We start from the raw sequence: 25,698 nt of genomic DNA on the forward strand, positions 1-25,698 counted from the left end.
AACTACAGCGAATTTTACATGATTAATCAGATTAACTTTACCCTGTGCTACCATGTTTGTCAATAGACTAACTTAAATTACACCTTGGCCTAGTGAAACAGTGGCTAAATTAGTGATATTGACTACATTTTTACAAAATTACATTAATGTGTTGCACTATTTAGGTAAATGTTGTATCATAATTTTTGGATTATTCCATCATATTTTTTGAAATATGTCACTTAGGATTACATAACGTAATAGAGATGTGATTAGGGAGGGGAAAAATATGGTTTACTCACAAAGTATCTCTTTAAAATGTCTTCCGAGAAAACTAAATGACTTAACCTTACAGGGAGTTGCAGATTTACCGATTTCAAGTTTAGTTGAAGAAGTGATTGTCAATGGTGAAGGGAAATTAACTTCACAAGGGGCAATTACAGTCAAAACTGGCAAATATACCGGGCGATCTCCTAAGGACAAATTCATCGTTGATGAATCAGAGATTAAAGATAAGATAAATTGGGGAGAAATCAATTGCCCTATTCCTGAATCAACCTTTGACAAGCTTTATGATAAGGTTTTAAATTATCTTAGCGAAAGAAAAATTTATAAATTTAACGGAAAAGTTTGTTCCCAAGAAGAATACACCTTGCCAATTCATGTTATTACTGAACGCGCCTGGCACAACTTGTTTGCAAAACAGTTATTTATTAATGACAACAAACCAATACACCATAATGATTCTTTATTATATCCTGGTTTTACAGTTATCAACGCACCAGGGTTCAAAGCAGATCCCAAAATTGACGGAACAAATTCAGAAGTTTTTGTGATAATTTCATTCCGGAGAAGAATTATTTTGATTGGCGGTACTGAGTATGCTGGAGAAATTAAAAAATCCGTCTTTACAGTACTTAATTGTTTGCTTCCTGAACGAAATGTCCTTCCTATGCATTGTTCAGCTAATATAGGTAAACATGGTGATATTTCGTTATTTTTTGGATTATCGGGTACAGGAAAAACTACATTATCTGCTGATGAAAACAGGTTCTTAGTTGGGGATGATGAACACGGCTGGCATGATAATGGCATTTTTAATTTTGAAGGTGGCTGTTATGCTAAATGTGTTAACCTTGATAAAGAAAAGGAACCTCAGATTTATGAAGCTATAAATTTCGGTACAGTTTTGGAAAATGTAGTGATCAAACGTGAAAATGGTGAACCTGATTTCTTTGATACTAGCTTAACTGAAAACACTCGAGCAGCATATCCTTTGGATAATATTCCCGGAGCACTTAATTCGGGTAAAGCCAAAAGTCCTGATGTCATTATTTTCTTAGCAGCTGATGCTTATGGTGTGCTTCCTCCTGTTTCCAAGCTGACTAAGGAACAGGCCATGTACCACTTTTTATCCGGGTACACTTCCAAACTAGCAGGTACCGAACGAGGGGTGAGTTACCCAGAAGCCACATTTTCTACTTGCTTTGGGGCACCATTTATGCCTCTTGATCCATGTGTTTATGCAAAAATGCTAGGAGAAAAAATAGAACGACATAATGTTCAAGTATATTTAGTTAATACAGGATGGACAGGTGGACCATACGGAAAAGGAAAGCGTATTGATCTTGAATATACCAGGAACATGATCACAGCAATCCAGACTAAAGAAATCGAAAAATCATCTTTTCATCCAGATCCAGTTTTTAATGTGTTAGTCCCAGAGAATATCCCTGGTGTACCTTCAAAGATCTTAACACCACGAAATACTTGGGAAAACAAACTTGAATACGATGATAAGGCTAAAATTTTAGCTCAAAAATTCCAGGAAAATTTTAAGCAGTTTACTAATATACCTTCCCAGGTATACGCCGCAGGGCCTAATATATAAGCCACTTTTAGTACAAATAGGGTGCCATTTATGGCACCCTATTTTCTTATATTCACGCTCTTTATTGGACAAGATAATAAAAAGATCTTTCAAAACGGAGAAATTCAATATGACAATTATAAACTCAAATAGAGTCCTTATTTGGGAAGTAGCCGGAATTTTATTTGTAATAATAGTCGGGTCTTTTCTTCATTTTCTTTATGAATTATTAGAATTACCTTTAGTTGGTATAATAAGTCCTGTCAATGAAAGTCTCTTCGAACATCTTAAATTGGGATTTTGGTCAATCGTGTTTTTTAGTTTGATTCAATATATTTTTTTAAATGATCAAGTTAATAACTTTTTAGTTGCAAAAGCAGTGGCAATTCTAATTCTACAATCTTTTATAATGTTATTTTTCTTTTCTTACACTGCTATCACCGAAGAACCTATTGTTTTTCTTGATATCATGTCATATATTTTTGGTACTGTCCTGGCTTATTCTGTTAGTTATAAAACTTTGATTTCAAGTGAATTAAGAGAGTTTTATTCTCTAATGGCTGGAAGTTTTATTATAATTCACGGCACATTATTGGCTTACTTTACCTACAACAGACCAGACCACTGGTTCTTTCACCCTTTGATTGAGCTAATGATTCATTTCATAATCTAAGGCTGTATTAAGATGAATTTTGATAGCTATATAAAATTTTTTAGTATCAAAGGTTAATATAACATAGCTAAAATAAAAGGATTGAGTCCTATAGTTAGAATATAGAACCCAATCCTGTAAGTAATTTTTAAGAAATGGTTCTGCCTAATTTGGGAATTTAATACTTCCATTAGGAATAATCAAAAAATCCTTTTCCTGATTTTTTACCCACATATCCAGCTCGTACAAGTTTTCTTAACAATGGACATGGTCTATATTTAGGATCTCCAAATTCATCGTATAGCGTTTCCATTACTGCAAGGCAAACGTCAAGACCTATCATATCTGCCAAAGTAAGGGGGCCAACGGGGTGGTTGGCACCAAGCTTCATCCCTTTATCAATATCTTCTGCGCTGGCCACATTTTCCATTACAGCAAACGCAGCTTCATTTATCATAGGAACTAGAATTCGATTCACTACAAAACCCGGAGCTTCATTGACAATCAAAGGTTCTTTTCCAATTTGTTTAGCAAACTCATATCCTTTTTCAACTATTTCCTCATCACTTGTTTTTGCCCTGACAATTTCAACTAAAGGCATTACCGGAGCTGGATTAAAGAAATGAATACCTATAAATTGTTCTTTTCTATCTGTTTCGTTAGCTATTTCAGTAACACTTAAGGCAGATGTATTAGTAGCAAAAATTGTCTCAGGAGGACAATTTTCAGAGATCTTATTGAATACTTCTTTCTTAACTTCAATATCTTCCAAAACAGCTTCAATAACTATGTCGACATCAATTGATTGGTTTAGGTCTTCATGAGTATTTATATTACTCATTATTTCCTCTTTTTTAGCCAGATCAATCTTTTCTTTTGACACCTGCTTATCCAATTGTTTCTCAATTTTACCCAAACCTTTTTCTATAAAAGATTTGTTTACATCATTTAAGAATACTTCACAACCAGCTGTTGCTAAAACTTGGGCTATTCCAGAACCCATAGTACCAGCACCTACTACTAAAGCCTTGTTCATAATAATTTCCTCCCTTCTTATTTATCTTTAAAAGTTGGTTTCCTATTTTCTAAAAATGCTTCCATTCCTTCTTTCTGGTCCTCAGTTGAAAAACATACACTAAAAGAGCTAGTTTCCATCAAGGAACCAGTCTCAATGGGTTCTTCATAACCTCTATTTATAACTTGTTTAGCTAACTTAAGAGGTATACTACTTTTTGAAGCTATCTTTGATGCCATTTTAGTAACAACTTCCATCAGTTCTTCTTGTTTTACCACCTTATTAATTAAGTTTGCTTCCTTGGCGTCTTCCGCTGTAATTATTTCACCGGTAAAAATAAGTTCTTTAGCTTTATGTAGTCCTACAATTTTGGGAAGCCTTTGGGTACCTCCAAAACCAGGAAAAATCCCTAAGTTAATTTCTGGGGTTCCAAATTTAGCGTTTTCAGAAGCAATTCTAATATCAGCAGATAAAGCAAGTTCTAAACCTCCACCAAGAGCATAACCATTTATTGCAGCTATAACTGGAATTTTTAAATTTTCAATGTAGGTCATGACTTCGTTTCCAAATTCAGAGAACTTTCTCGCTTCAACAGTATCCATATCTTTCATTGACCCTATATCCGCGCCTCCTACGAAAGCTTTTTCACCACTACCCGTGATAATTACACATTTAACAGTCTCATCTTTTTCAATCTCTTGTAATTCATTGTATAGTTCCTTCAAGACTTCGACATTCAAGGCATTTAATGCTTTGGGACGATTAATCTTCAATAGGGCAACAGAATCGTTTTTCATTTCTTTTAAAATTAGTTTTTCAGAAGTCATTAAAAACCCTCCTTAACTCCTTAAATTTGAGTTCTGTTTTAAACAGATTCAAATTCAGACTATTCTCATAATTTTGAAATATGACTAAACTTGCTAAATAAATAATTTTGAAAACTCCATAATTATAATTCTCCCATAATCTTTCTTTTATTCTATTAATCTTATATTCTATATTACCATTGAAAAACCTTTTAAATGTTTTTTTTAATAATTTTCTAAAATCGACTTTAATACAGCCTTTTTAAAAATATCGAGTAGGTAGAAGCCACAGTAATTAGCTGTGGCTTCGTTCCTCTCACAGAACCGTGCTTACGGGCCACGTACACGGCTCCTAGTAGACCTCGATCACTTTCTAAAGTGATGCAAAATACCAACTTGATAGGTACTAATATTAATTAGACCTATCTCGTCAAACCACTTATTGGGTAGTGCTAAACTTATGAGAGGACTTGATGAGTTTCTCCATTTATTCATGGAGATTTTCTCAAATTCCCCTTTGTAGCCTTTTCTGCGAAGAGTTTTGTGTAGTTGTTTCCAACTTTTCCATTCTCGCATTTTCTTCATCCTAAGTCTTCTTCTAATCCATTTCATTAAGTTCTCAAATTGTTTCTTACAATTGGCTATTCGGAAGTAATTTGCCCATCCTCTTAATACTGGATTTAGCTCTTTTATGATTTCGGATAGATTTCTACCATGATTTCTTGGTGTAAGAGTTCTGACTTTTTCTTTGAATTTCTGTATCTTTTCAGGCTGGATGGATATGTTTTGACTCCTTATGATAACTCCTAGGTAGGGAACACCTTTGCGGTCATTTGTTATGTGAGTTTTCTCTTTATTAACTGTTAGTTTTAATTCGTCTTCTAATATTTCAGTAGCTATATCTTTATATCTTTTCGCTTGTCTTGGTGTGTAGGCGAATATTAAAATATCATCGGCATATCTTACTATTCGGATATTGCGACTCTTCATTTCTTTATCAAATCTGTCTAGGTAAATGTTGGTTAGTAGTGGTGATATCACTCCACCTTGAGGGCTCCCTATTTCTGTGTCTTCTATGGCTCCATCTTCCATTACTCCGGACTTCAAAAACTTCTTTATTAATTTGAGAACACTTCCATCACTAACTTTCTTGGCTACTTCTTCGATAATCAACTCATGGTTTAATTTATCAAAGCATTTAGATAGGTCCATATCTACTACATGTCTTAGATTGTATTTATTAATGAACTGTTCTGATTTAGCTATTGCTTTGTGACATGAGCGATTAGGCCTGTATCCGTAGCTTGACGGGTGGAAGTCTGGATCAAAAATCGGTTGAAGTATATTTAAGGTTGCTTGTTGGACTACCCTGTCTTTTACGGTTGGAATCCCTAATGGGCGAGTACTTCCATCTGGTTTGGGTATCTTAACTCGCCTCACAGGTTGTGGTTTGTATGCGCCAATTTTAAGGTCATGATGAAGGGTTTCCAGATTTTCTTCTAGGTTGGAGCCATAAGCCTCCACGGTTACCTGGTCTATGCCGGGTTTACCTTTGTTAGCTCTGACCCTGCGGTAGGCGTCTTCTAGATTCTTTTTGGAATAAATCTTGTCTATTAAACTGTACCATTTCTTCATCAATTGCACCTTCTTTCGCTGTGTGCCTTCCCTCTTTCTACACTTTTAGTTGTGGTTTCTTTGAACGTGCTTAACGGTGTCTCTAGCTCTTTGGCAATCTTACCTATCAGGGTACGCTCTACTTCCACTAGGCGGACGGTAAAGCAAGTAAGCTCGTCACCACCTGACTTTCCGTTCCCTTTAGCATTTCAGCTTCAGTTTTCTTCCTACCTAAAGTGTCTACTCGAGTTCTTGCTACACTCTTTGGTCTACTTTCACCCCTTCACACTACATAATTCCCCTTTCGGTCATTATGCACCACTACAACCAGGTGTAGTGTCCTTTCGGTTTTATCCTCCAGACTGTTACCAGCTTTCTTTGGCCGAAAGTTCTTCACTACTACGGGTTCATCTGCCTCCTGCACTGCTTTAGTTAAAACTCATGTTTCCACTTGTCTTAACTTTACTTGTCGTCACAAGACAATACAGGTATCTCCCCGGTTAAGTCTGCTTGCCTGAATTTGAACGCATCCGTCCTAACCTTTTAGGTTATCCAGCTTTCGGGCTTTCCCATAATTTGCAAGGTTACCCACCTAAAAGGCCATCCTCGGTTTGTTCTCACTATGTTCCAAATTCCCCCTTCAGCTTCCTTCAGACTCCACCGTCACCGGTGACGCCCTTGCCTTATGGTTGTCTTCCTGCTGGTTAGGTGACAGGGTTTCTTTCAACCCATCGGCGCGGCAGGCATGCCGGGCAAACAAATAAGCCCCGGCTACTTGCCGGGACTATTTAAACAACTTCTACTCTATTGTTCAACCTTTACTTAATTTTAATCAGCCGTAATTTCTTTAACTGCTTCTTCTAATTCTTCCTCATTATCTAAAGCTTCTATAAGTTTAGGGACTACTTCATATACATCCCCTACTATGCCGTAATCGGCAACTTTAAAGATTGGTGCATCAGGGTTATTATTTATTGCTACAATGCACTCTGAACCTTCCATTCCTGCTAGATGCTGGATTGCTCCAGATATTCCACACGCAATATATAAACCAGGCCTTACTGTCTTACCTGTTTGTCCAACCTGATGGTCTTTATCAATCCAGCCTGCATCTACTGTTGCCCTAGAGGCCCCTACAACTCCGCCTAATTTATCGGCTAAATCCTGTAACATTTTAAATCCATCTTGATTTCCAAGGCCTCGACCACCAGATACTATAATATCGCTCTCTTCTAGGTTAACTACGGCTTTTTTCTCTTTTTTGATCTCTTTGACTGAAATATTGATATCATCATGTGTCACGTTTGCTTCTACATTTACTACTTTTCCTTCACGACTGTCTTCTTTTTCTGCCTTTTGCATTACACCTGGTCTTACTGTAGCCATTTGCGGCCTATGATCAGGGCAGATTATAGTTGCCATTATATTTCCACCAAAGGCTGGCCTTGTTTGCAGCAATTTGTTGTCTTCACTATCTATATCCAATTGAGTGCAATCTGCTGTTAGACCTGTGTTGACTCTTGAAGCCACTCTAGGGGCTAAGTCTCTTCCTATATGGGTTGCTCCTATTAAGATGATTTCTGGTTTGTAGTCGTTGATCATGTTTGTTAAAACCTTTGTATATCCATCTGTTGTGAAGTTCTTTAATAGTTCATCTTGGCAAAGATATACATTATCTGCACCATAGGCAAACAGTTCTTTAGTAAGGTCTTCTACATTGTCCCCTATTAGAACTGCACTTAGCTCTTCTCCTATTTCTTTTGCTATCCTTTTACCTTCACCTAGTAGTTCGATTGTAACGGGCATTAATTCGCCGTCTCTTTGTTCAGCAAAGACCCAAACTCCCTTATATTCATCTATATTAACAGTACCTCTTGGAGTAGTGTCTTCTTCTTCTTTTATAATAGCACCAAATTTACAAGATTCTATACAAGCACCACAGTTTGTACAGCTTTCATTTAGTACAGCTATATCATCTTTCATCTCAATAGCTTCGAAGGGACATGCATCTACACATAAAGCACAACCCTTACATTTATCTGTTAATATTTTAACACCCATTCTTAAATCCCCCTTGTCGTTATATTACATTTCTGCTTTTAAGTTTTACTAATAAAGTCTTGGCCTGTTCTCTAGGTGAACCTTCTATCATTTCTCCTTCTTTTTTCTTATCGGGTGTGAAGGTTCTCTTTACTTGAGTTGGAGATCCGTCTAAACCTAGTTCTGACTTTTCAATTTGCAGTTCATCATTTGACCAAACCTTTATCTTTTTCTCTCTATAGGCGTCAAAGATCTTGTCAATGTATGGATATCGCGGCTTGTTTAGTTCTTCAATTGCTGTAAACAGGGCTGGTTTTTCAACTTCAATGGTTTCATAACCATCTTCTAGGCTTCTTTTTACCGTTACTTTGTCGTCTTTGATATCAAATTCTTTTACATAAGTTACCTGAGGGAGACCTAATCTTTCTGCTATCTGAGGACCTACTTGAGCCGTGTCACCATCTATGGCCTGTCTTCCACAAAATACTAGATCGTAGTCACCAATGTTCTCGATGGCTTTTGCCAATGTGTTTGAAGTAGCCCAAGTATCTGCTCCGGCAAAGGCTTTATCACATAATAATACCCCTTCGTCTGCTCCCATAGAAATTGCCTCTATTAGGACTTCTTCTGCTTGGGGTGGTCCCATTGTTAGGACTGTCACTTTTGTATCCGTATTTTCATCCTTGATTCTAAGAGCTTCCTCTAAAGCACTTTGATCATCGGGATTTAATATACTCGGTACACCTTCCCTAATCAAGGTTCCTTTTTCAGGGTCTATCTTCACTTCGTTTGTGTCCGGCACTTGTTTTACACAAACTATTATATTCAATTTAATTCCTCCTTTGACAACTTATTATAGACTAGAAAACTAGTAGTGAGCTTGTTTACTTTTGCTATTTTAACAGATCTCCTGAAATTACCATTCTTTGAACTTCTGATGTTCCTTCATAGATCTCTGTGATTTTTGCATCTCTTAACATTCGTTCTACTGGATAGTCCTTGGTGTATCCGTAACCACCATGTAGTTGAATGGCTTTATTTGCTACATGCATAGCTACCTCTGAAGCATATAGCTTGGCCATAGCTGCTTCTTTAGTGTAGGGTTTACCTTGCGCTTTTGCCATAGCTGCTCTATATACCAATAGTCTTGCTGCTTCTACTTGAGTGGACATGTCTGCCATTTCAAATTGAAGTCCTTGAAATTTAGCTATTGGCCTGTTAAATTGTTCTCTTTCTTTGGTGTAGTTTACTGTCTCATCTAAAGCGCCTTGTGCTATCCCCAGGGCTTGTGCAGCTACTCCTATCCTACCGCCATCTAAAGTTTTCATAGCTATCTTGAAACCTTGGCCTTCTTTGCCTAATAGATTTTCTTTCGGTACCTTCATATTTTCAAAGATTAGTTCAGTTGTAGCTGAACCTTTGATGCCCATTTTCTTTTCACGTTTACCTACTGAAAAGCCAGGAGTATCTCTATCTACTATAAAGGCTGAGATTCCTTTTACACCTTTATCGGGTTCTGTCATTGCAAAGACGATATAAGTATCTGCTTCATCACCATTTGTAATAAAGATTTTTGTGCCATTTATTAGATAATGATCGTCTTTTAGTTCTGCTCTTGTCTCTTGGGAACCAGCATCACTACCTGCATTAGGCTCTGTGAGGCCAAAAGCTCCAATTTTTTCACCTGATGCTAATGGTTTTAGATATTTCTGCTTTTGCTCTTCAGTTCCATACTTTAAAATGGGCCAGCATGCTAATGACGTATGAGCAGAACAAATGATACCAGTAGTTGCACAAGCTCTTGAGAGCTCTTCTACTGTTATGGCATAGGCTAACTCATCACCACCTGCACCACCGTACTCTTTCGGAACATTTACTCCCATCATTTTATATCTTTGCATCTGATCTACATTTTCTGTCGGAAATCTCTCGGTTTCATCTATCTCTGCTGCAATTGGCTCTACTTCGTTTTGAGCAAACTCGCGTATTGTTTTTTGAACCATTTTGTGTTCATTCGATAATTCAAAATTCAAGGTTAACTCCCTCCTTAATATTCTACGTTAATATTTTGTTATATAGCATTGAACTATCACAGTTACCCCACTGCTCAGCCGTTTGAATTCAGGGGGGTAACTGTGATGAATTAAGATAATTATGGAACTTTGTTACTAATTCTTGTCAGTTTAGATTACTCTTGTTTACCCCTCTGCATATCTTTAGGTACAACACAAGTGCCTTTTGCCTTACATACAAGAACAGGTTCTTCTAAAACATTGCAAGCACTTGTTTGTTCTTCAATTCCTGCATTTTCAATAACTTTGTAGGCTTCAAATTTCATCTCTCTAGAGCTGTTACCTACCCGAGTGATTTCACCCCTTGCTTCAATAAAATCACCTGATTTAACTGGAGCAAGAAATTCCACTTCCTGATAAGCTCTAAATAGCCCTTCGTCTCCGTCATTCCTTATCAAAAGTTCTGTAGCAACATCTCCAAACAAATCTAACATTTTAGAACCGTTTACAATTCCACCAGCATAGTGAACATCCTTCTCGTTCATTCTAAGTCTAATAGTTGCTTCGACTGGCTTTTCCATTTTCAAATCCCTCCTATTATAGTTTCGTTTACGAAAATTATATCTTAGTTGGATTAAGGTGTATATATCATTAAACGTATTGCCTATTGAATATTTCTCTTATCGTCTTGTTCTCTCTTAAAATTTCTAGTGTTATATCAGCATGATTTTTGGTGTAGCCATTTCCTACAATCATATTAACATCTTTTCCTACTCCCTCAGCACCTAAGGCAGCCTTGGTAAAGCTTGTTGCCATACTAAAGAAGTAAACAATTCCTCCATCTTTAGTTGGTAGGATAGAGCCCATTTCAGTATCTGGAACATTAACATTATTGATTGTAACGTCACATAATTCACCATCAGTCGATTCTTCAACCATTTCAAAAATATTCATAGGTTCATTAGCACTTCCTTGTAGTACTACATCAGCTAATCCTGTTTCTTTAATACGTTCACAGCCAGCGTCACTTCTGCTAATACCTATAACTTTTCCACTCACACCTGCTCGCTTTTTGGCTTCATGCAGACACAACAGACCTGACTTACCACCAGCACCAATAATAAACACAGTATCTCCAGGTTTAACTAGTTTTGCAGTTTGTGCAGCCGCACCGGCCACATCTAAAGCTGCCAAGGCTAATGTATCTTCCATATCTTCAGGTAATTTTGAGTACAAGGCAGATTCAAATAAAATCGCCTTTCCTGAAATTTTCACCTGATCAGTATCTGTGTTAACCTCTTTAATTTCATCAATTTGTAAAGGAGTTAATGATAATGAAGACAATGTAGCTATTTTATCTCCTGGCTGTAAATCTCTGTCTGTTAATTTTTCTCCTACTTGTTCTACTGTGCCAATTAACATCCCACCTGAACCTGTTTCAGGATTATGATGCTTGCCACGCTCTGCCACTATTTCCTTCATCCTAGCCTTGATTTTTTCAACATCTCCTCCAGCTTGTTCTTTTATTTGAGTCATACTAGCTGCATCAATATTTAATGTATCAACATCAATTAGAACCTCATTATCGTATATCTCCATAGTATTATCGATCTTCCAAGCCGGTTGTGGTAAAGCACCCTCTGGCTCAATCACTCTGTGAGTTCCAAATTTGTTTCCTTTTGTCATTAAAATCAGCCTCCTCATTTATGTTTTATTTAATCTTTAGAATCTCTCTAGCCTCATCTGGAGTAGCCACTTCTCTTCCAAGTTCTTCAGCAAGTCGAGCTATTCTTTCCACCAGCTGGGCATTACTTTCTGCCAGTACTCCTTTTTTATAGTAAATATTATCTTCAAACCCTACTCTTACGTGACCACCCATCAAAATAGCATGAGTAGCTAATGGCAGTTCATGCCTTCCTACACCAGCCACTGTCCAAGTTGAACCTTCAGGTAAAAGATCTACCATAAACATTAAATTCTTTAAAGAAGCTTTCATCGCTCCAGGTACCCCTAAGACCATGTCAAAGTGCAAGTGGTTAGGTAACAAATTTTCCTTATCTAACTGAAGTGCATTGTAAACATGTCCAGGTTCAAAACATTCTAACTCTGGTAATATATTTAGCCTTTTCATCTCCTTACCAAATTCTCTCATCATGGGCAAATCATTTACAAATATCGCGTCACCGAAATTTGTTGTACCACAATCTAAAGTGGCCATTTCAGGTTTTAATTCTATCGGCTGAGCCCTTTCTTCAAAGCTCATCCCAGCTGCTCCACCTGTTGATGGCTGGATAATTGCTGAAACACCACGTTCCTTCATTGCGTCAATGGCCTTTTTAAATACTTCGCCATCTTGTGTAGGATTGCCTTCTTCATCTCTAACATGCAGGTGGATAATTGAAGCCCCTGCTTTTTCAGCTTTAACTGCATCTTCCGCTAGTTCCTCTGCTGTAATTGGGAGATTAGGGTTGTCTTCTTTTGTTACTTCAGCTCCACAAATTGCAGCAGTAATAATCAATTTTTCCATCTTAACACCACCTTTTCTATTAATATTATTGAAAATATTTAGTCTATCGGGCATACTTAACTACTTTTATATATACCCTAGTATATTGCTGTCAGAACATTATCTTAATTAACTGCTTCTTCACTCTCTTCATTACCACCGTTCCACTCGCTCATAGTTATGCCTGTTAAACCGTAAATAACTGAAAGTAATAGAGCGATCAAGTTAAAGAATGCATATGGCAGATAAGCAAATGGATTAACGCCTAAAGCCCCATACATATAAGCACCGCAAGTATTCCATGGGACTAGTGGTGATGTGATTGTTCCGGAGGTTTCAACAATTCTTGATAAGTTCTTAGGATGTGAGTTCATTTCTTTAATAAGCATTTTTATACATTCGAGCATTTAGTACTATCGCTAAATACTGATCAGCAGTAACGATGTTGAAAAATACAGCTGTTATATGAGTTACAAGAGATAATGATCCGATTGTTTTGGTAAGTTTTAAAATGTTCTCAACAAATACTTCTAAAAATCTAGCCCTTTCTAAAATTCCTCCTAAACTTAGTGCTACCAAAATTAGTGAAATGGTCCACATCATTCCGTCAAGTCCACCTATTGTTAATAGATCATCCACCACTTCTACACCAGAATCCATCACAAATCCATAGTGCATAGATCCAATCACTTCTGCTGGAGCTGCTCCTTGGAAAATTATTGCAAATAGTGCACCAACGATGCTCCCTAAAAGCAAACCAGGTATCGGAGGTATCTTAAAACCAATTAGAATTAAAACAAATACAACTGGAATTAACATCATAGGACCGATTTGAAACTCTCCAGATAAAGCATCAATTATAACATTGATATGTCCTTCATCTAAACTTTCTCCCGCAAATTGTAGACCAATTATAGCATAAATGATTAATGTGATTATGTAAGCAGGAATAGTTACATATAACATATGCCTTATATGATCGAAGAGGTCTACATCCCCTGTTGTACCTGCTGCTAAATTAGTAGAATCGGACAATGGAGACATTTTATCGCCAACATAAGCTCCTGAGATTATAGCACCGGCAGTTATAGGGGCAGGAACTCCTAATCCTTCTCCAACTCCTAAAAGAGCAATACCAATGGTTGCGGCTGTTGTCCAAGAACTACCAGCAAATACGGACACAATGGTACATACTATTGCCGTGGCAACTAAGAATATTTGGGGTGATAGAATTTGCAATCCATAATAAATCATAGAAGGTACTACCCCGGCTTCAACCCAACTTCCAATCAAAGTACCTACAATCATTAATATCACTATAGCCTGCATAGCTATCATAATCCCTTTAAAAATACCGTCTTCAATTGTATCCCACTTATAACCTATTTTCATAGCAACTAGTGCTGCCACTGCTCCACCAATTAATAATGGGATATGTGGATCAACTTCTAATACAACAATTCCATAACCTAAAGCTATAATTAGAAAAACTATCGGTATTAATGCCTGACCTAAGGTAGGCTTCATGTTATTTTTATCACATATCTCTTCCATTTTAAAGGCACCTCCAAAAAATTTTTTAGTTTCATAATACTTCTTTATAATAACTTCTATTTATTTTTTATGTACGTTTAAATGTCCACCTGCTAACTCATATAACACCCCCTATTTGAGTCAAAAATTTCTTGATAATTAATGGTTAAAAAAATCACTTTGAATATAATGAATTTAATATTATCTTAGATCAATATGATCTAAGATTGCATCAAAATCTTTCCCATCCATATAACAGTTGTACTTTGAAACCCAGAGAAATTGATATTATCAGTACTTTTTTATTTAAAAAGAACATCTTGTTAAAGTCAGAACTTTTGTATCTAGTTTAATAACATGCAAATAACATGCCAAATTTTATAGCTCATCTTTTAAAAAGTTCTTTAGGAAACCTTTTGCCAGACTTTTTAAAAAGTTTGAGAAAAATAATTAAAGACAACTTACAAAAGAGTCACGCAAATACCAACTATATATTTCAGAAAAATGATGCACAAATGAATCAACGGACGACAAGAAATGACATCAAACAAACCGCTGTTATAGGATTCGACATTCTGATGCAATATCGGATCGGCTTATGCGGTTTGTGTTTCTTTTCACAAATTAAGCTGATGAACATCATAAACCGAAACCTTTGATAAAATCACTGAAATCAATATTACAACAAAATATTTAATAATTAATTTTTACTCTTTTAAATTTCAGTACTATGTTTGTCTATTGGCATGAAAATTGCATATGTTTAAATTATGAACAATAAGTATAGTCACATAAATTGAAAGGAGAGATAACATGTCTAAAACCAATCTAGAATCAATTCCAAAGTATAGTAATATTTCTGATTCAGAGTGGCAAAGCTGGGAATGGCAATTAAATAATCGAATAACAGATGTAGAGAGCTTAAAAGAAATCATCAATCTAACTGAGGAGGAAGAGGAAGGTATCAAGCAAACCTTAAAAACAATTAGGATGGCTATCACCCCTTACTATGCATCATTAATGGATAAAGATGACCCAAGCTGTCCCATCAGAAGACACGCAGTACCTAGTTCTCTTGAACTTAATTTTTCTGAGTTTGATTTAGAAGATCCGTTAAGTGAGGATTCCGATTCTCCAGTTGAAGGTATTACTCACCGTTACCCAGATCGTGTTCTATTTTTGGTAACAGATCAGTGCTCAATGTACTGTAGGCACTGTACTAGAAGAAGATTAGCCGGTTCTACTGATAAAGCTGCCCCTATCGAAGTTATTGATAAAGCCATCGATTATATTAAAAATACTCCTCAAGTAAGGGATGTATTAATTTCAGGTGGAGATGGATTATTAATTTCAGATGAAAGATTAGAATATATCTTGAATGAACTTTATAAAATTGAACACGTTGAAATCGTTAGAATTGGTACTCGTGCACCTGTGGTATTACCCCAGAGAATTACAGATAATTTAATAAGTATATTGAAAAAATATCATCCTATTTGGTTAAATACTCACTTCAATCATCCAAAAGAAATAACATCGGAAGCTAAGGAAGCCTTGGCTAAACTTGCAGATGCTGGAATTCCCCTTGGAAACCAATCTGTATTGTTAAGAGGAATTAATGATTGTCCTGTTACAATGAAAGAACTTGTTCACGAACTTGTTAAAAACAGAGTGAGACCTTATTATATTTATCAATGTGACCTATCCCAGGGAATAGAGCACTTTAGAACCTCTGTTTCCGCTGGTCTAGAAATTATAGAATCATTAAGAGGTCATACTAGTGGTTATGCAGTACCTACCTTTGTTGTGGATGCTCCAGGAGGTGGAGGAAAAACTCCAGTAATGCCGCAGTATTTAATCTCTCAATCACCAGACAGTGTAGTTTTAAGGAATTATGAAGGAGTTATTTCTAAATATTCCGAACCTAAAGATAAAACTAAAGGATGTGGCAAGGAAAGCTGTACAGATTGTGAACATATCGGACAAGATTCCACTGGAGTTTCTGCATTAATGAGCGGGAATGAAATTAGTCTAGAACCCAGTAATTTAAGACGATTAAATCGACGAAATAAATAATTTTAGTTTATACAGAATGGAACCGATAATTATTTTGTAGGGTATCCTTAACTTTTTAAACCTTTTACAAGGCTTTATCTTTTGAAGGATACCCTACTTTTTTGATGTAAAAAATTCTTCAGTAAAGATGAGGTGAAACTAATGCAGCATAGTTTAAAATTTAAATTTATTGTTTTTATTTTACTTTGTATAGCAATTCCTATATTTATAGTAGGTATATTTTCTGTCATTGTAGGAGCAAGCACCATAGAAGAACAGGCAAAAGACGCATTATCAAAAGAAAGTGAGATAGTTGCAACAGAAGTCCAAAATTATTTAGAACAAAACAAAAACATTGTAAAAACTGTTAATAATTATTATGAAAACAACTGGGAAAACGAGATAAATGAAATTCGAGAAAACTTTGGATTTTTCTTAGATAATAACGAACAATTTATTGATTTTTATGTGGGTGATGAAGAAGGAAATATGATAATGGTTTCAGATGAAGAGTTAGGTGATGATTATGTACCAAGTGAACGACCTTGGTATCAAGGAGCCATTAATAATGAAGAATTGTTTGTAACAGAGCCTTATATTGATGTTGATACAGGTGAGCCAGTAATAACATTTTCTTCACAAGTAATGGAAGCTGATAATGAGCAAGTTTTCGCAGCTGATCTTGGATTAGGTCATATTTCGGATTATGTCGGTGAAATGAATGTTGAGTATAATGGTACAACATACATTATTAGTTCAGAAGGTGAACTGATAGCACATTCTGAAAAAGATCTTGATAGTGCTGCCGAAACAGTAAATAACAGAGGGTTTATTGACTCATTATTGGATGGACAAACTGGTTTTTTCCAAGAAGATAATATAGCCGCTCATGGAATTATTTTAGATGATTTAGGCTGGGGAATTGTCATTGAAGCTGATTCAGAGCTGGTTTTTGCTGAGTCAAATACTATTCGTCAGAACATGGTGTTAATTCCAATAATTATTTTAATATTGGTCAGTTTTATAGCCTATAAATATATTTCCAAAAATATAACTACTCCAATTACAGAACTTAATAAAGTCTTTGAAAAAATGTCTAATTATGATCTATCTTTTGATGAGAATGATAAAGCCTCAAAATACTTAACTAGAAAGGACGAAATAGGTCAAATTACAAATGGCCTGGCTAATATGCAATCTAATGTAGTAGAACTTATAAAAAGTATTCACGAAAAATCGGATGAATTAGCTGCATCATCTCAAGAATTGAGTTCAAACAGTGAAGAAAATACACAAACAGTTAATGAAGTAGCTAAGGTCATTGAAGACATTTCAAATGGTGCCGCAAACCAAGCGGAAGATGTAGAGCTAGCTAATAATCAGATGGAAGAGTTTAATAATTTGATTGAACAAGATCAGCATTACTTAAAAGAAGTAACTGATAAAACAGAAACAGTTGATAAACTAAAGGAAGAAGGTTTCGAAACAATAGAGACTTTAGCAAATACAGCTAGTGAGAATAGTAATTCCATTAAAGAAGTCCGGGCTATCATTAATGAGACTAGAGAGAGCACACAAAAAATTGAAAAAGCAAGTGATATGATTAAAGATATTGCAGAACAAACAAACTTACTCGCTCTAAATGCCAATATTGAAGCAGCACGAGCAGGCGAAGCAGGAAAAGGATTTGCTGTAGTTGCTGACGAAATCCGAAAATTAGCTGAAGAGTCTAATGAATATTCCGAGGAAATATCTATGATTATATCAGAATTAACTACAAAAACCGAAAATGCTGTAAATGCTATGGAAACAGCAGAAAGACTCATGGATAATCAATCTGAAAGTGTAAATGATACTAAAGATAAATTTACAGGTATAGCTGAAGCGATCCAGGCCTCTCAAGAACTGATTAATAAACTGAATAAAACAGGAGAACAGATGGAAGAAAAGAAAAAAGAATTTGTAGATAAACTTCAAAATTTATCATCAATAGCAGAAGAAAATTCTTCATCTACCCAACAAGCATCAGCCTCTGTTGAAGAACAAACTGCATCTATGGATGATATTGCAAAAGCAAGTGAGAAACTAGCACAACTAGCTGAAGATATGCAAGAAGATGTTAATAGATTCAAATTTTAATTGTTTCAACGCTTGTACTACTAATTTTAAAGGTATAAACAACTACTTTCATATCGAGTAAAAAAACGGTGTAAACCTCTCCTGCTCATGAATTACAGAAGGTTTACACCGTTTATTTTATATCTTTTTTAATTGTAAAACTTTACGTTGTAATAAATCCCTACCAAATAATAATTAATGGTGCGGAAGGCGGGATTCGAACCCGCAAGCCCAGCAGGGCACAGCCCCCTCAAGACTGCGTGTATGCCTAGTTCCACCACTTCCGCACAGATAATTTAAAGATTAAATACACATATAATATATATACAAGCCTCAATTATTATACAATTGACTCAACCTAGCTGTCAAGTTTATTCTCCGGCATAAGATTCTTCGTATATTTCGCGATAGCGTTCGTAATCTCTAAGCACATTTTTTACATAATGTTTAGTTTCATTGTAAGGTACATTATCTAATTCTTCATAGCTGCCATCCCATATATTCATTTCCATCCATTGACGAACGTTACCCTGTCCTGCATTATAAGCAGCTAGAGTGACTACTAAATCTTGATCAAATTCTGATAGCAAGTAATCTAAATACCAGCTTCCTAATTCAATATTAGTTTTAGGATCAAACAAGTCATCATGTTCAAAGGAGTTATAAGTGACATTTTGAGCAGCCCAAGCTCCAGTTGTAGGCATAAGCTGCATTAATCCCATGGCCCCTTGATTTGAAATAGCTTTTTCATCAAACTTACTTTCAACTTTTATAATTGCAAATAGTAAATAAGGATCTAATTCATGATCTTCAGCTATAGAATAAACTTCCTCTTGAAAATGTTTAGGATACAGATATTCCCAAATTCTGGGCATTGCAAACCAATATGTTAACAAAGCTGTTATAATTATTATAACTAACGCAATTAAATATCTTTTACGTGAATTTTGCAAATTCATTATTAAAGACACCTCTAATATCGATTTCTGTTCATATTGTATTACAAACTATCTCGATTTACTATAGCAATTTTGAATAAATCTGCTTGACCTGCAATTCTGTCTCTTCAAAAGTGCCAGAATTATCTATTACTCGATGGGCTAATTGCTTCTTTTTATCCAATGACATTTGAGCATTTATCCTATCACGAGCTTGTTGAGTTGTAAGTCCATTACGTTCCTTTAACCTTTTTAATTGTGTGTGATAATCTACCCATATTACCCAACTTTCATCATATTGCTTTTCTTGACCTGTTTCAAATAGCAAAGCTATTTCAACTACTACGAGTTTATTCTGGTTTTCAGCCTGAAATTTAGAAATCTCTTGTTTCAATCTTTCGTTAATTTTAGGATGCAAAATAGCCTCTAATTTTTGCTTTGCCTGCTTATCGCTAAAAACTTTTTCCCCAAGTTTTGCCCGATTGAGACAGCCTTCTTCCGTAAAGTATTCATGGCCAAACGCCTGACATATTTCATCTAAAACCGGAGAATCCTTTTCAGTAAGTTCTTTAGATATTTTATCTGCGTCTATAGTTGCGGCACCTAATTCTGAAAGTATTTGCATAACTGTAGATTTTCCTGAAGCAATACCACCGGTTAATCCTACAATCATAATAATCATCCTTTTCACTGTAGTATTATTGTTTTCTTAATCTTAGGCGCTGATAAATATATAGTTATAGATACTGTAAAATATTTGATTAAACAGATTCTTGCGGGTTTGATAGGTATTTTGACAGGTATAAAGAAATTTTCCAATTTAGAAAAAGTTCAATAAACCCAACATAATTAAAATAATGCCTGGTAAAAAAGCGACTTTAGACCGATCCACTTTTGAAAATAGATTAAACCCAAAGTTAACTCCCATAGGAACAAAAATAAACTTGCATAAGCCTACAAAAAATGGAGTAATTATTGAGTGAAAGCCCATTAAAGAAGCAGCAAAACCCGCACTAAATGCATCCATAGCTAGTGCGATCCCTAAAATAATTGCCTCCTTTAATGATATCACACCAGAACTATCTAAATCAGCCTTTATAGGATCATCCATCACATTTTCTATAATATTTTTTCTATCAGCCTGATCATTTTCTTCTTGATGATATGCTTTGGAAGTAATAGCTAAATTTTGAATGATGAACCAAAAACCTAAAACTACTAATATAACGCCCCCCATTATCTCAGCGATACCTGGTGAAATTAAATCGGCAACTATCCTGCCAAAAAACATAGATATGGCAATGGATATTGCCGATGTTACACTTAATAATAGCAAAGAGCTTAGTGGTATCTTAATATTTTTTAATCCATAAGCAAAACCAGCTGCCAATCCGTCTAAACTCACAGCCAGTGATAATGCCACTAAAGGAAAAAGCTCCGGCATTTGTTTCCCCCCTAAAACTAGACAGTTAATAATAATATATGGGAGGAACAAAGCCGGAGTGCATGTCCTTTATTCTGTTTAAAGGGGTTGGCAGTTTGGACAATAATAGGTGCCTCTATTGGCAACTTTTGTTTTTTGAACTTCTCTACGGCAAATCAGGCATTCTTCTTTGTTCCTATTAAAAACCTTTAATAGGTCCTGAAAATTACCCTTATTACCTTCCGAATCACGGTAGTCGCTAAAAGTTGTTCCACGATATTTTATTCCCAGTTCTAATATTTGTATTATTGTTTTATACAAACTCCCAACTTCCTGTTCTGTTAACTCTTCGCCCTTTCGAGCCGGATGAATCCCAGATGCAAATAAGACTTCATCCGCATAAATATTTCCTATACCTGCCACTAGTTTTTGGTCTAAGAGAATACCTTTAATGGGCTTTTTTGATTTTTTCACACCTTTATAAAAGTCCTCGTAATCAAACTCTTCACTTAAGGGTTCAGGTCCTAAGTTAGCCAAACCTTTCCAGTAGAATTCTTCTCCTTGATTAACTAGAGCCATAGTACCGAACTTTCTTTGATCATGGAATTCTAAAGTAATACCAGATTGTAATTGAAATAAACATCGAAGATGCCGGTATTCTTGGATGATTTCCTCATCATCTAAATGATTGTGAGACTTCTCGACCTCGTTGTTTTTTAAGATCAATCTACCAGTCATTCGCAAGTGTATAATTATCACTTTTACTTGATCCTTCATTTTGCCATTACATGACACATAAATCAGAAGATATTTTCCCCGCCTCTTTACATCTTTAATCTGATTAGAAATTACACTTTCCTTAAAATCCTCGGGACTCATGTTTTGTAACATTCCTGGAAAATATATTTCTACCCGACTTATTCTATCACCGGTCAGATCCGAAAGGAGACTCTTTTTAATTGTTTCTACCTCAGGTAATTCGGGCACGAAAATCACTCTCCTGATTGATAAGGATTTAAATCGTACCAGTTTGGTCCAGTTTTTAGATCAACGGTTAGAGGGACTTTTAATTCAATGATATTTTCCATTATTTCTTTAACTTTAGTGGCAACATCTGATAGAACTTCTTTATTAATTTCTAATATTAATTCGTCGTGGACCTGTAAAAGCAAAGCGGCCTTATCAAGTAAGTCCTGTTTTTCCAATTCCTTTTCCACTTTTACCATAGCGTCTTTAATGATATCAGCAGCAGTACCTTGAATAGGCGTATTAATGGCTGTTCTTTCAGCAGCGGACCTAATATTGAAATTTCTGTGGCTTATATCTGGTAAGTTTCTTCTTCGATTGTACAAAGTTTCAACATAACCATTCATCTTAGCTTGGTTAACTATTTGATCCATATACTCTTTGACTCCCGAAAATCTTGTTAAATAGTTGTCAATATAAGTTTTAGCTTGTTTTCTCGAAATCCCCAGTTGTCTTGATAATCCATAATCACTTATCCCGTACACAATTCCAAAATTGACAGCTTTCGCATGGGATCTCATCTCCCTAGTAACCTGTGTTGATTCTACTTCAAAGACCTGGGCTGCTGTCTGTGTATGAATATCTTGCTGTTCTTGAAAAGCCTGAATTAAATTAGTATCTTCTGAAACATGGGCTAGAATTCTCAACTCTATTTGGGAATAATCAGCAGCCAAGAACAACTGATCGCTATTTTGTATCACAAATCCCTTTCTGATTTTACGACCCTCTTCTAATTTTATTGGTATATTTTGTAAGTTAGGATCTGTACTACTGAGCCTTCCTGTAGCAGTAATTGTTTGATTATAAGTTGTATGGATTTTACCGGTTGTTTTAGAAATCAAGTCTTTTAGTCCAACCAAGTAGGTCGTCTTTAATTTATGTAACTGGCGATAGTCTAATAGCAGCTTGCAAATCTCATAGTCATGAGACAAAGTTTCTAATGTTTTAGCATCGGTAGAATAACCAGTCTTTGTTTTCTTAACAACTGGTAGTTGAAGTTTCTCAAATAAAATATAACCTAGCTGTTTGGGAGAATTTAAATTAAACTCTTCCCCTGCAATTTCAAATATTTTAGTGCTGATCTCAGACAGCCTATGATCAATATTTGCTTCCATTTCCGTCAGAACCCTTGCATCTACTTTAATACCTCTAAATTCCATTCTTGCCAGTATAAAAGCTAATGGTAACTCGATATTCTTGTATAATTGCCATTGATTTCTTTCCTGTAATATATCTTCTAAAGGAGAAATCAAATCCAACAAGATTGCTCCTCTCTCGCAAACAGCTTGCCAATCTTGACCATAAGGCGTTAAGTCAAATTGTCCATAATACCTATTCATCATGTCTTCAATGGAATGTGGAGCTTCAGTAGGTTCTAACAAATAAGCCATTAGTTCGGTATCATAAAATAAAAATTTATTTGTATCTAAATCGTAAAGATCAAGTTCTGTATTGTTTTTAAATAAATGCCAAATCCTCTTAATGTTATAGGAAGCTATTTTTAATTTTGGTGCATCCTCTGTTTCAGTTCCTTTGTCATTCCCTTTTATCAGTTTAGGCGCAATAGTTTCAGCTAACACCTGACTAAGCAGCTTTTCAGGAACATAAAAAATTAAATCATTAATAGAAACAACCAAACCACCTTCGGGTTCAGGATAACTATCTTTTTGCTTAGCAGTACTTAATTTTTTGGGTAAATGCCTATACAAAGCCATTTTATGGTTTCCGTCTTGAATGAATTTTTCTAATTCACTTTCAAGATTATCACTATTCTCATGGGGAAATTCGGATATGTAATAAAAATTATCCCAGTTAAAACTAGAGGTTTTCCCCTCATTTACTGGGCTTTGGTCTTTCTTCTGTTCTTCATCACTGGCAGGTAATCTTTCTAGAATACTATTCATTTCCCATTCTTGTAATAATTCACGCGCTTTTGGAGAAGCAATTTCGAATTTAGAAAGTTGGTTCCAGTCAAGGTTTTCAATCAGGGATTCTTCACAGTCAATAGTAACTAATTCTTTACTTAAAAAAGCTTTATCTTTATTGTCTGCTAACTTAGATTGTAGTTTTCCACCTACTCCATCTAAACTTTTATATAGTTTCTCTAAATCACCATAATTATTAAGTAATTTTAAGGCGGTTTTTTTACCTACACCCGGGACACCCGGCACATTATCTGATTTATCACCTGTAAGCGCTTTTAGGTCAATTAGTTTATCGACATTCACACCAAATTCCTCTTTAACTTTTTCTCCATCATAGCTTTCCATTTGAGTAATGCCTTTTTTAGTCAGTAATATAGTTGTTTTATCATCGAGTAATTGTAATAAATCCTTATCACCAGTAACCACCATTGTTTCTTTATCCTCTTGTTTTGCAATTTTAGTGAAAGCTCCAATTAAGTCATCTGCTTCATAACCATCTTTTTCAAAGTAATTAATATTCATCGCCTCTAGCAGTTCTTTCAACATGGGCATTTGTGGACGCATCTCATCAGGTGCTTTATCCCTGTGACCCTTGTATTCGGGAAACTTGTGGTGTCTAAATGTTTTTGCCTTGGTATCAAACACTACTGCCAGGTAATTAGGTGATTCGTCCTGAACAAGTTTTAACAACATAGTTGTAAAACCATAAATAGCATTTGTGAAAAAACCCTGCTTTGTTTGTAATAAAGGCAGGGCATAAAAAGCTCTATTCAATAAGCTGTTTCCATCTATAACAACAAATTTATCATTGGCTTGGTAATCATTACTATTCAAATTCTATCCCCCCGTTGCAAACAAAGAGAGGGGAATTATTCCCCTCTCTCGCGATTTTTAAATATAATCACCATTGATGCGGCAATGGGTAAAAAAGCACCATTGAATATCATAAATGGTGTTGAATTTGTTTCATCCGCGTCTTCACCAGTTTCCTCGTACTTGCTTATATCAATTTCCCCAACAGAGGAAGCCATTCTAACATCAGCCTCTCCTGCGTCGGGGTGATAGTAATCTCTATCTAAAACCCCTGCCATTTTCTCAATAAACTTTTCTTGTTCGGATTCACTTAAATTAATTTCATGTTCAGATTCTGCCATTTCGTCACCTTCATAAAAAGCAAATATCATTCCATTTCCAAGTAAAAGCACTCCTAATAAGACTGCCGCTACATTTTTTAACGATAACAAGTTATCAAAAATAAAGTGTTGCTTATTTTCCTGTTGTACTTGTTCTACTCCAGTCGCTTGCTCACAAACACTTTCAACAAAATTTGCAGGGGGTGATACCCTTTCTAAAGAACTCACTAAAGTACTGGTATTTTTTAGTTTGTTCAGTTCAGCACTACAAGTTTCACAGTTTTTCAAATGTTTTTCAACTTTTTTCACATCTAAAGGGCAAAGTTGATCATCCAAGTAACTTGAAAGCCGCTCTATTATCCAACTGCAATTCATTGTCTGTTACACCTCCTTACCCTTTAGATGTGATTTATCTGGAAAAAGTTCCGTTTTTTGGACTAAGATTTCCTTTAAATTGTTTCTAGCCCTACTCAAACGCGACTTGACAGTTCCCACGGAAACATTCATCACCTCTGCCATTTCGTCATATGAAAAACCTTCCATTTCTCGTAAAAGCAATGTTAACTTTTGATCTTTTGGTAGTTCTTGAATAGCTTTGTGTACAATTTCTTGAACGTCCTTACGCTCTGCCATTAATTCCGGATTGAATTTTTGATCAGGTAAATTAAAATACAATTCCCCATCATCAGTTTCCATAGGCGAATCTAAAGATACTGAAGATTTACGTTTCCGTTTTCTCATTTCATCAAGACACACATTAGAAGTGACTCGGTACAACCAGGTTGAAAATGCGGATTTAAAATGAAATTTGTTTATGGAATGATAAACCCGAATAAAAGCTTCTTGTGCCAGGTCATTAGCATCATCGTGATTTCCTGAAAACCTATAGCACAGTGAATAAACCTTTTGGTGATATTTATGTACTAGCTCTTCAAAAGCATCTAAATGACCATTTTGACATTGTTTTACCAAGAACTCATCATTAGATTTCATAATTGTCACTTCCTTTACCCTCTTCATATATATACTCTATTATAAAATTGTCGGGTTTAC

Annotated in this window: 22 protein-coding genes and 1 tRNA gene; 4 read left to right on the forward strand and 19 right to left on the reverse strand. The window is 35.5% G+C overall.

The annotated features are described in order from the left end of the window. Positions 1–268: 268 nt before the first annotated feature. Together pckA and NTHER_RS09490 are read left to right on the forward strand one after the other, a co-directional pair. Positions 269–1,870: a phosphoenolpyruvate carboxykinase (ATP) gene (gene pckA / locus NTHER_RS09485; RefSeq protein WP_012448311.1), complete on the forward strand. Its 1,602-nt coding sequence runs from the start codon at positions 269–271 to the stop codon at positions 1,868–1,870. A gap of 109 nt (positions 1,871–1,979) precedes the next feature. Beyond that, entirely contained in the window at positions 1,980–2,522 is a 543-nt protein-coding gene (locus NTHER_RS09490; protein WP_012448312.1) for a DUF6512 family protein, read from the forward strand. A gap of 169 nt (positions 2,523–2,691) precedes the next feature. Here the strand turns inward: NTHER_RS09490 and NTHER_RS09495 are convergent, their stop codons facing one another. From NTHER_RS09495 to nhaC, 11 genes are all read right to left on the reverse strand, one after another. After that, on the reverse strand, positions 2,692–3,537 hold the full coding sequence (locus NTHER_RS09495; protein WP_012448313.1) for a 3-hydroxyacyl-CoA dehydrogenase family protein: 846 nt from the start codon (positions 3,535–3,537) through the stop codon (positions 2,692–2,694). A gap of 17 nt (positions 3,538–3,554) precedes the next feature. Next, positions 3,555–4,343, reverse strand: coding sequence for an enoyl-CoA hydratase-related protein (locus tag NTHER_RS09500; protein ID WP_012448314.1), 789 nt, complete (start codon positions 4,341–4,343; stop codon positions 3,555–3,557). A gap of 345 nt (positions 4,344–4,688) precedes the next feature. Then, a complete protein-coding gene (ltrA, locus tag NTHER_RS09505; RefSeq protein WP_012447437.1) occupies positions 4,689–5,957 on the reverse strand; it encodes a group II intron reverse transcriptase/maturase in 1,269 nt (422 codons plus the stop codon). Between the two features lie 807 nt (positions 5,958–6,764). Next, positions 6,765–7,997 carry an electron transfer flavoprotein subunit alpha gene (locus NTHER_RS09510; protein WP_012448315.1) on the reverse strand — a complete coding sequence of 411 codons (1,233 nt, stop codon included), beginning with the start codon at positions 7,995–7,997 and terminating at the stop codon, positions 6,765–6,767. A gap of 19 nt (positions 7,998–8,016) precedes the next feature. Beyond that, a complete protein-coding gene (locus NTHER_RS09515) occupies positions 8,017–8,805 on the reverse strand; it encodes an electron transfer flavoprotein subunit beta/FixA family protein (protein ID WP_012448316.1) in 789 nt (262 codons plus the stop codon). 64 nt (positions 8,806–8,869) lie between these two features. Beyond that, complete coding sequence (locus NTHER_RS09520) at positions 8,870–10,009, reverse strand: acyl-CoA dehydrogenase (RefSeq protein ID WP_012448317.1); 1,140 nt, start codon at positions 10,007–10,009, stop codon at positions 8,870–8,872. Between the two features lie 155 nt (positions 10,010–10,164). Continuing rightward, positions 10,165–10,569, reverse strand: a complete 405-nt coding sequence (gene kal, locus NTHER_RS09525; protein ID WP_012448318.1) for a 3-aminobutyryl-CoA ammonia lyase — start codon at positions 10,567–10,569, stop codon at positions 10,165–10,167. Positions 10,570–10,639: 70 nt separating this feature from the next. Next, a complete protein-coding gene (gene kdd, locus NTHER_RS09530) occupies positions 10,640–11,674 on the reverse strand; it encodes an L-erythro-3,5-diaminohexanoate dehydrogenase (RefSeq protein WP_012448319.1) in 1,035 nt (344 codons plus the stop codon). Between the two features lie 25 nt (positions 11,675–11,699). Continuing rightward, positions 11,700–12,515, reverse strand: coding sequence for a 3-keto-5-aminohexanoate cleavage enzyme (gene kce / locus NTHER_RS09535; protein ID WP_041367075.1), 816 nt, complete (start codon positions 12,513–12,515; stop codon positions 11,700–11,702). Positions 12,516–12,619: 104 nt separating this feature from the next. Then, positions 12,620–12,883 carry a Na+/H+ antiporter NhaC family protein gene (locus NTHER_RS16265; RefSeq protein ID WP_238526094.1) on the reverse strand — a complete coding sequence of 88 codons (264 nt, stop codon included), beginning with the start codon at positions 12,881–12,883 and terminating at the stop codon, positions 12,620–12,622. Then, positions 12,873–14,048, reverse strand: coding sequence for a Na+/H+ antiporter NhaC (gene nhaC, locus NTHER_RS09540; protein ID WP_238526095.1), 1,176 nt, complete (start codon positions 14,046–14,048; stop codon positions 12,873–12,875). Before nhaC ends, NTHER_RS16265 begins: the two co-directional genes overlap by 11 nt. A 792-nt stretch (positions 14,049–14,840) precedes the next feature. Between nhaC and kamA the strand changes: the two genes are divergently transcribed. Continuing rightward, entirely contained in the window at positions 14,841–16,103 is a 1,263-nt protein-coding gene (kamA, locus tag NTHER_RS09545) for a lysine 2,3-aminomutase (protein ID WP_012448321.1), read from the forward strand. 141 nt (positions 16,104–16,244) lie between these two features. Further along, positions 16,245–18,221 (forward strand): methyl-accepting chemotaxis protein, encoded by a 1,977-nt coding sequence (locus NTHER_RS09550; RefSeq protein WP_012448322.1) that lies wholly within the window; start codon positions 16,245–16,247, stop codon positions 18,219–18,221. Positions 18,222–18,399: 178 nt separating this feature from the next. On the opposite strand, the gene NTHER_RS09555 is transcribed toward NTHER_RS09550, so the two are convergent. From NTHER_RS09555 to NTHER_RS09590, 8 genes are all read right to left on the reverse strand, one after another. Next, positions 18,400–18,487, reverse strand: a tRNA-Leu gene (locus tag NTHER_RS09555). 84 nt (positions 18,488–18,571) lie between these two features. Continuing rightward, complete coding sequence (locus tag NTHER_RS09560) at positions 18,572–19,159, reverse strand: lytic transglycosylase domain-containing protein (RefSeq protein ID WP_012448323.1); 588 nt, start codon at positions 19,157–19,159, stop codon at positions 18,572–18,574. 61 nt (positions 19,160–19,220) lie between these two features. Then, the gene (gene coaE / locus NTHER_RS09565) at positions 19,221–19,811 is read right to left on the reverse strand and encodes a dephospho-CoA kinase (protein WP_012448324.1); all 591 of its coding nucleotides are present in this window, start codon (positions 19,809–19,811) and stop codon (positions 19,221–19,223) included. A gap of 147 nt (positions 19,812–19,958) precedes the next feature. Then, positions 19,959–20,582 carry a sporulation membrane protein YtaF gene (gene ytaF, locus NTHER_RS09570; RefSeq protein ID WP_012448325.1) on the reverse strand — a complete coding sequence of 208 codons (624 nt, stop codon included), beginning with the start codon at positions 20,580–20,582 and terminating at the stop codon, positions 19,959–19,961. A gap of 78 nt (positions 20,583–20,660) precedes the next feature. Next, a complete protein-coding gene (gene mutM / locus NTHER_RS09575) occupies positions 20,661–21,548 on the reverse strand; it encodes a DNA-formamidopyrimidine glycosylase (protein WP_012448326.1) in 888 nt (295 codons plus the stop codon). 5 nt (positions 21,549–21,553) lie between these two features. After that, on the reverse strand, positions 21,554–24,346 hold the full coding sequence (gene polA, locus NTHER_RS09580; RefSeq protein ID WP_012448327.1) for a DNA polymerase I: 2,793 nt from the start codon (positions 24,344–24,346) through the stop codon (positions 21,554–21,556). Positions 24,347–24,381: 35 nt separating this feature from the next. Next, a complete protein-coding gene (locus NTHER_RS15260; protein ID WP_012448328.1) occupies positions 24,382–25,020 on the reverse strand; it encodes an anti-sigma factor family protein in 639 nt (212 codons plus the stop codon). Between the two features lie 6 nt (positions 25,021–25,026). Next, entirely contained in the window at positions 25,027–25,665 is a 639-nt protein-coding gene (locus tag NTHER_RS09590) for an RNA polymerase sigma factor (RefSeq protein ID WP_148206844.1), read from the reverse strand. Positions 25,666–25,698: the final 33 nt, after the last annotated feature.

Source organism: Natranaerobius thermophilus JW/NM-WN-LF (genome assembly GCF_000020005.1).
Taxonomy (GTDB): domain Bacteria; phylum Bacillota; class Natranaerobiia; order Natranaerobiales; family Natranaerobiaceae; genus Natranaerobius; species Natranaerobius thermophilus.

Coding starts and splice junctions, on each gene's coding strand:
- kamA (WP_012448321.1), top strand. CDS start 14,841: ATGTCTAAAACCAATCTAGAATCAATTCCAAAGTATAGTAATATTTCT.
- NTHER_RS09590 (WP_148206844.1), bottom strand. CDS start 25,665: ATGAAGAGGGTAAAGGAAGTGACAATTATGAAATCTAATGATGAGTTC.
- NTHER_RS16265 (WP_238526094.1), bottom strand. CDS start 12,883: ATGCTTATTAAAGAAATGAACTCACATCCTAAGAACTTATCAAGAATT.
- NTHER_RS09510 (WP_012448315.1), bottom strand. CDS start 7,997: ATGGGTGTTAAAATATTAACAGATAAATGTAAGGGTTGTGCTTTATGT.
- NTHER_RS09550 (WP_012448322.1), top strand. CDS start 16,245: ATGCAGCATAGTTTAAAATTTAAATTTATTGTTTTTATTTTACTTTGT.
- coaE (WP_012448324.1), bottom strand. CDS start 19,811: ATGATTGTAGGATTAACCGGTGGTATTGCTTCAGGAAAATCTACAGTT.
- NTHER_RS09500 (WP_012448314.1), bottom strand. CDS start 4,343: ATGACTTCTGAAAAACTAATTTTAAAAGAAATGAAAAACGATTCTGTT.
- nhaC (WP_238526095.1), bottom strand. CDS start 14,048: ATGGAAGAGATATGTGATAAAAATAACATGAAGCCTACCTTAGGTCAG.
- pckA (WP_012448311.1), top strand. CDS start 269: ATGGTTTACTCACAAAGTATCTCTTTAAAATGTCTTCCGAGAAAACTA.
- NTHER_RS09560 (WP_012448323.1), bottom strand. CDS start 19,159: ATGAATTTGCAAAATTCACGTAAAAGATATTTAATTGCGTTAGTTATA.
- kdd (WP_012448319.1), bottom strand. CDS start 11,674: ATGACAAAAGGAAACAAATTTGGAACTCACAGAGTGATTGAGCCAGAG.
- NTHER_RS15260 (WP_012448328.1), bottom strand. CDS start 25,020: ATGAATTGCAGTTGGATAATAGAGCGGCTTTCAAGTTACTTGGATGAT.
- ltrA (WP_012447437.1), bottom strand. CDS start 5,957: ATGAAGAAATGGTACAGTTTAATAGACAAGATTTATTCCAAAAAGAAT.
- ytaF (WP_012448325.1), bottom strand. CDS start 20,582: ATGCCGGAGCTTTTTCCTTTAGTGGCATTATCACTGGCTGTGAGTTTA.
- kal (WP_012448318.1), bottom strand. CDS start 10,569: ATGGAAAAGCCAGTCGAAGCAACTATTAGACTTAGAATGAACGAGAAG.
- kce (WP_041367075.1), bottom strand. CDS start 12,515: ATGGAAAAATTGATTATTACTGCTGCAATTTGTGGAGCTGAAGTAACA.
- NTHER_RS09495 (WP_012448313.1), bottom strand. CDS start 3,537: ATGAACAAGGCTTTAGTAGTAGGTGCTGGTACTATGGGTTCTGGAATA.
- NTHER_RS09490 (WP_012448312.1), top strand. CDS start 1,980: ATGACAATTATAAACTCAAATAGAGTCCTTATTTGGGAAGTAGCCGGA.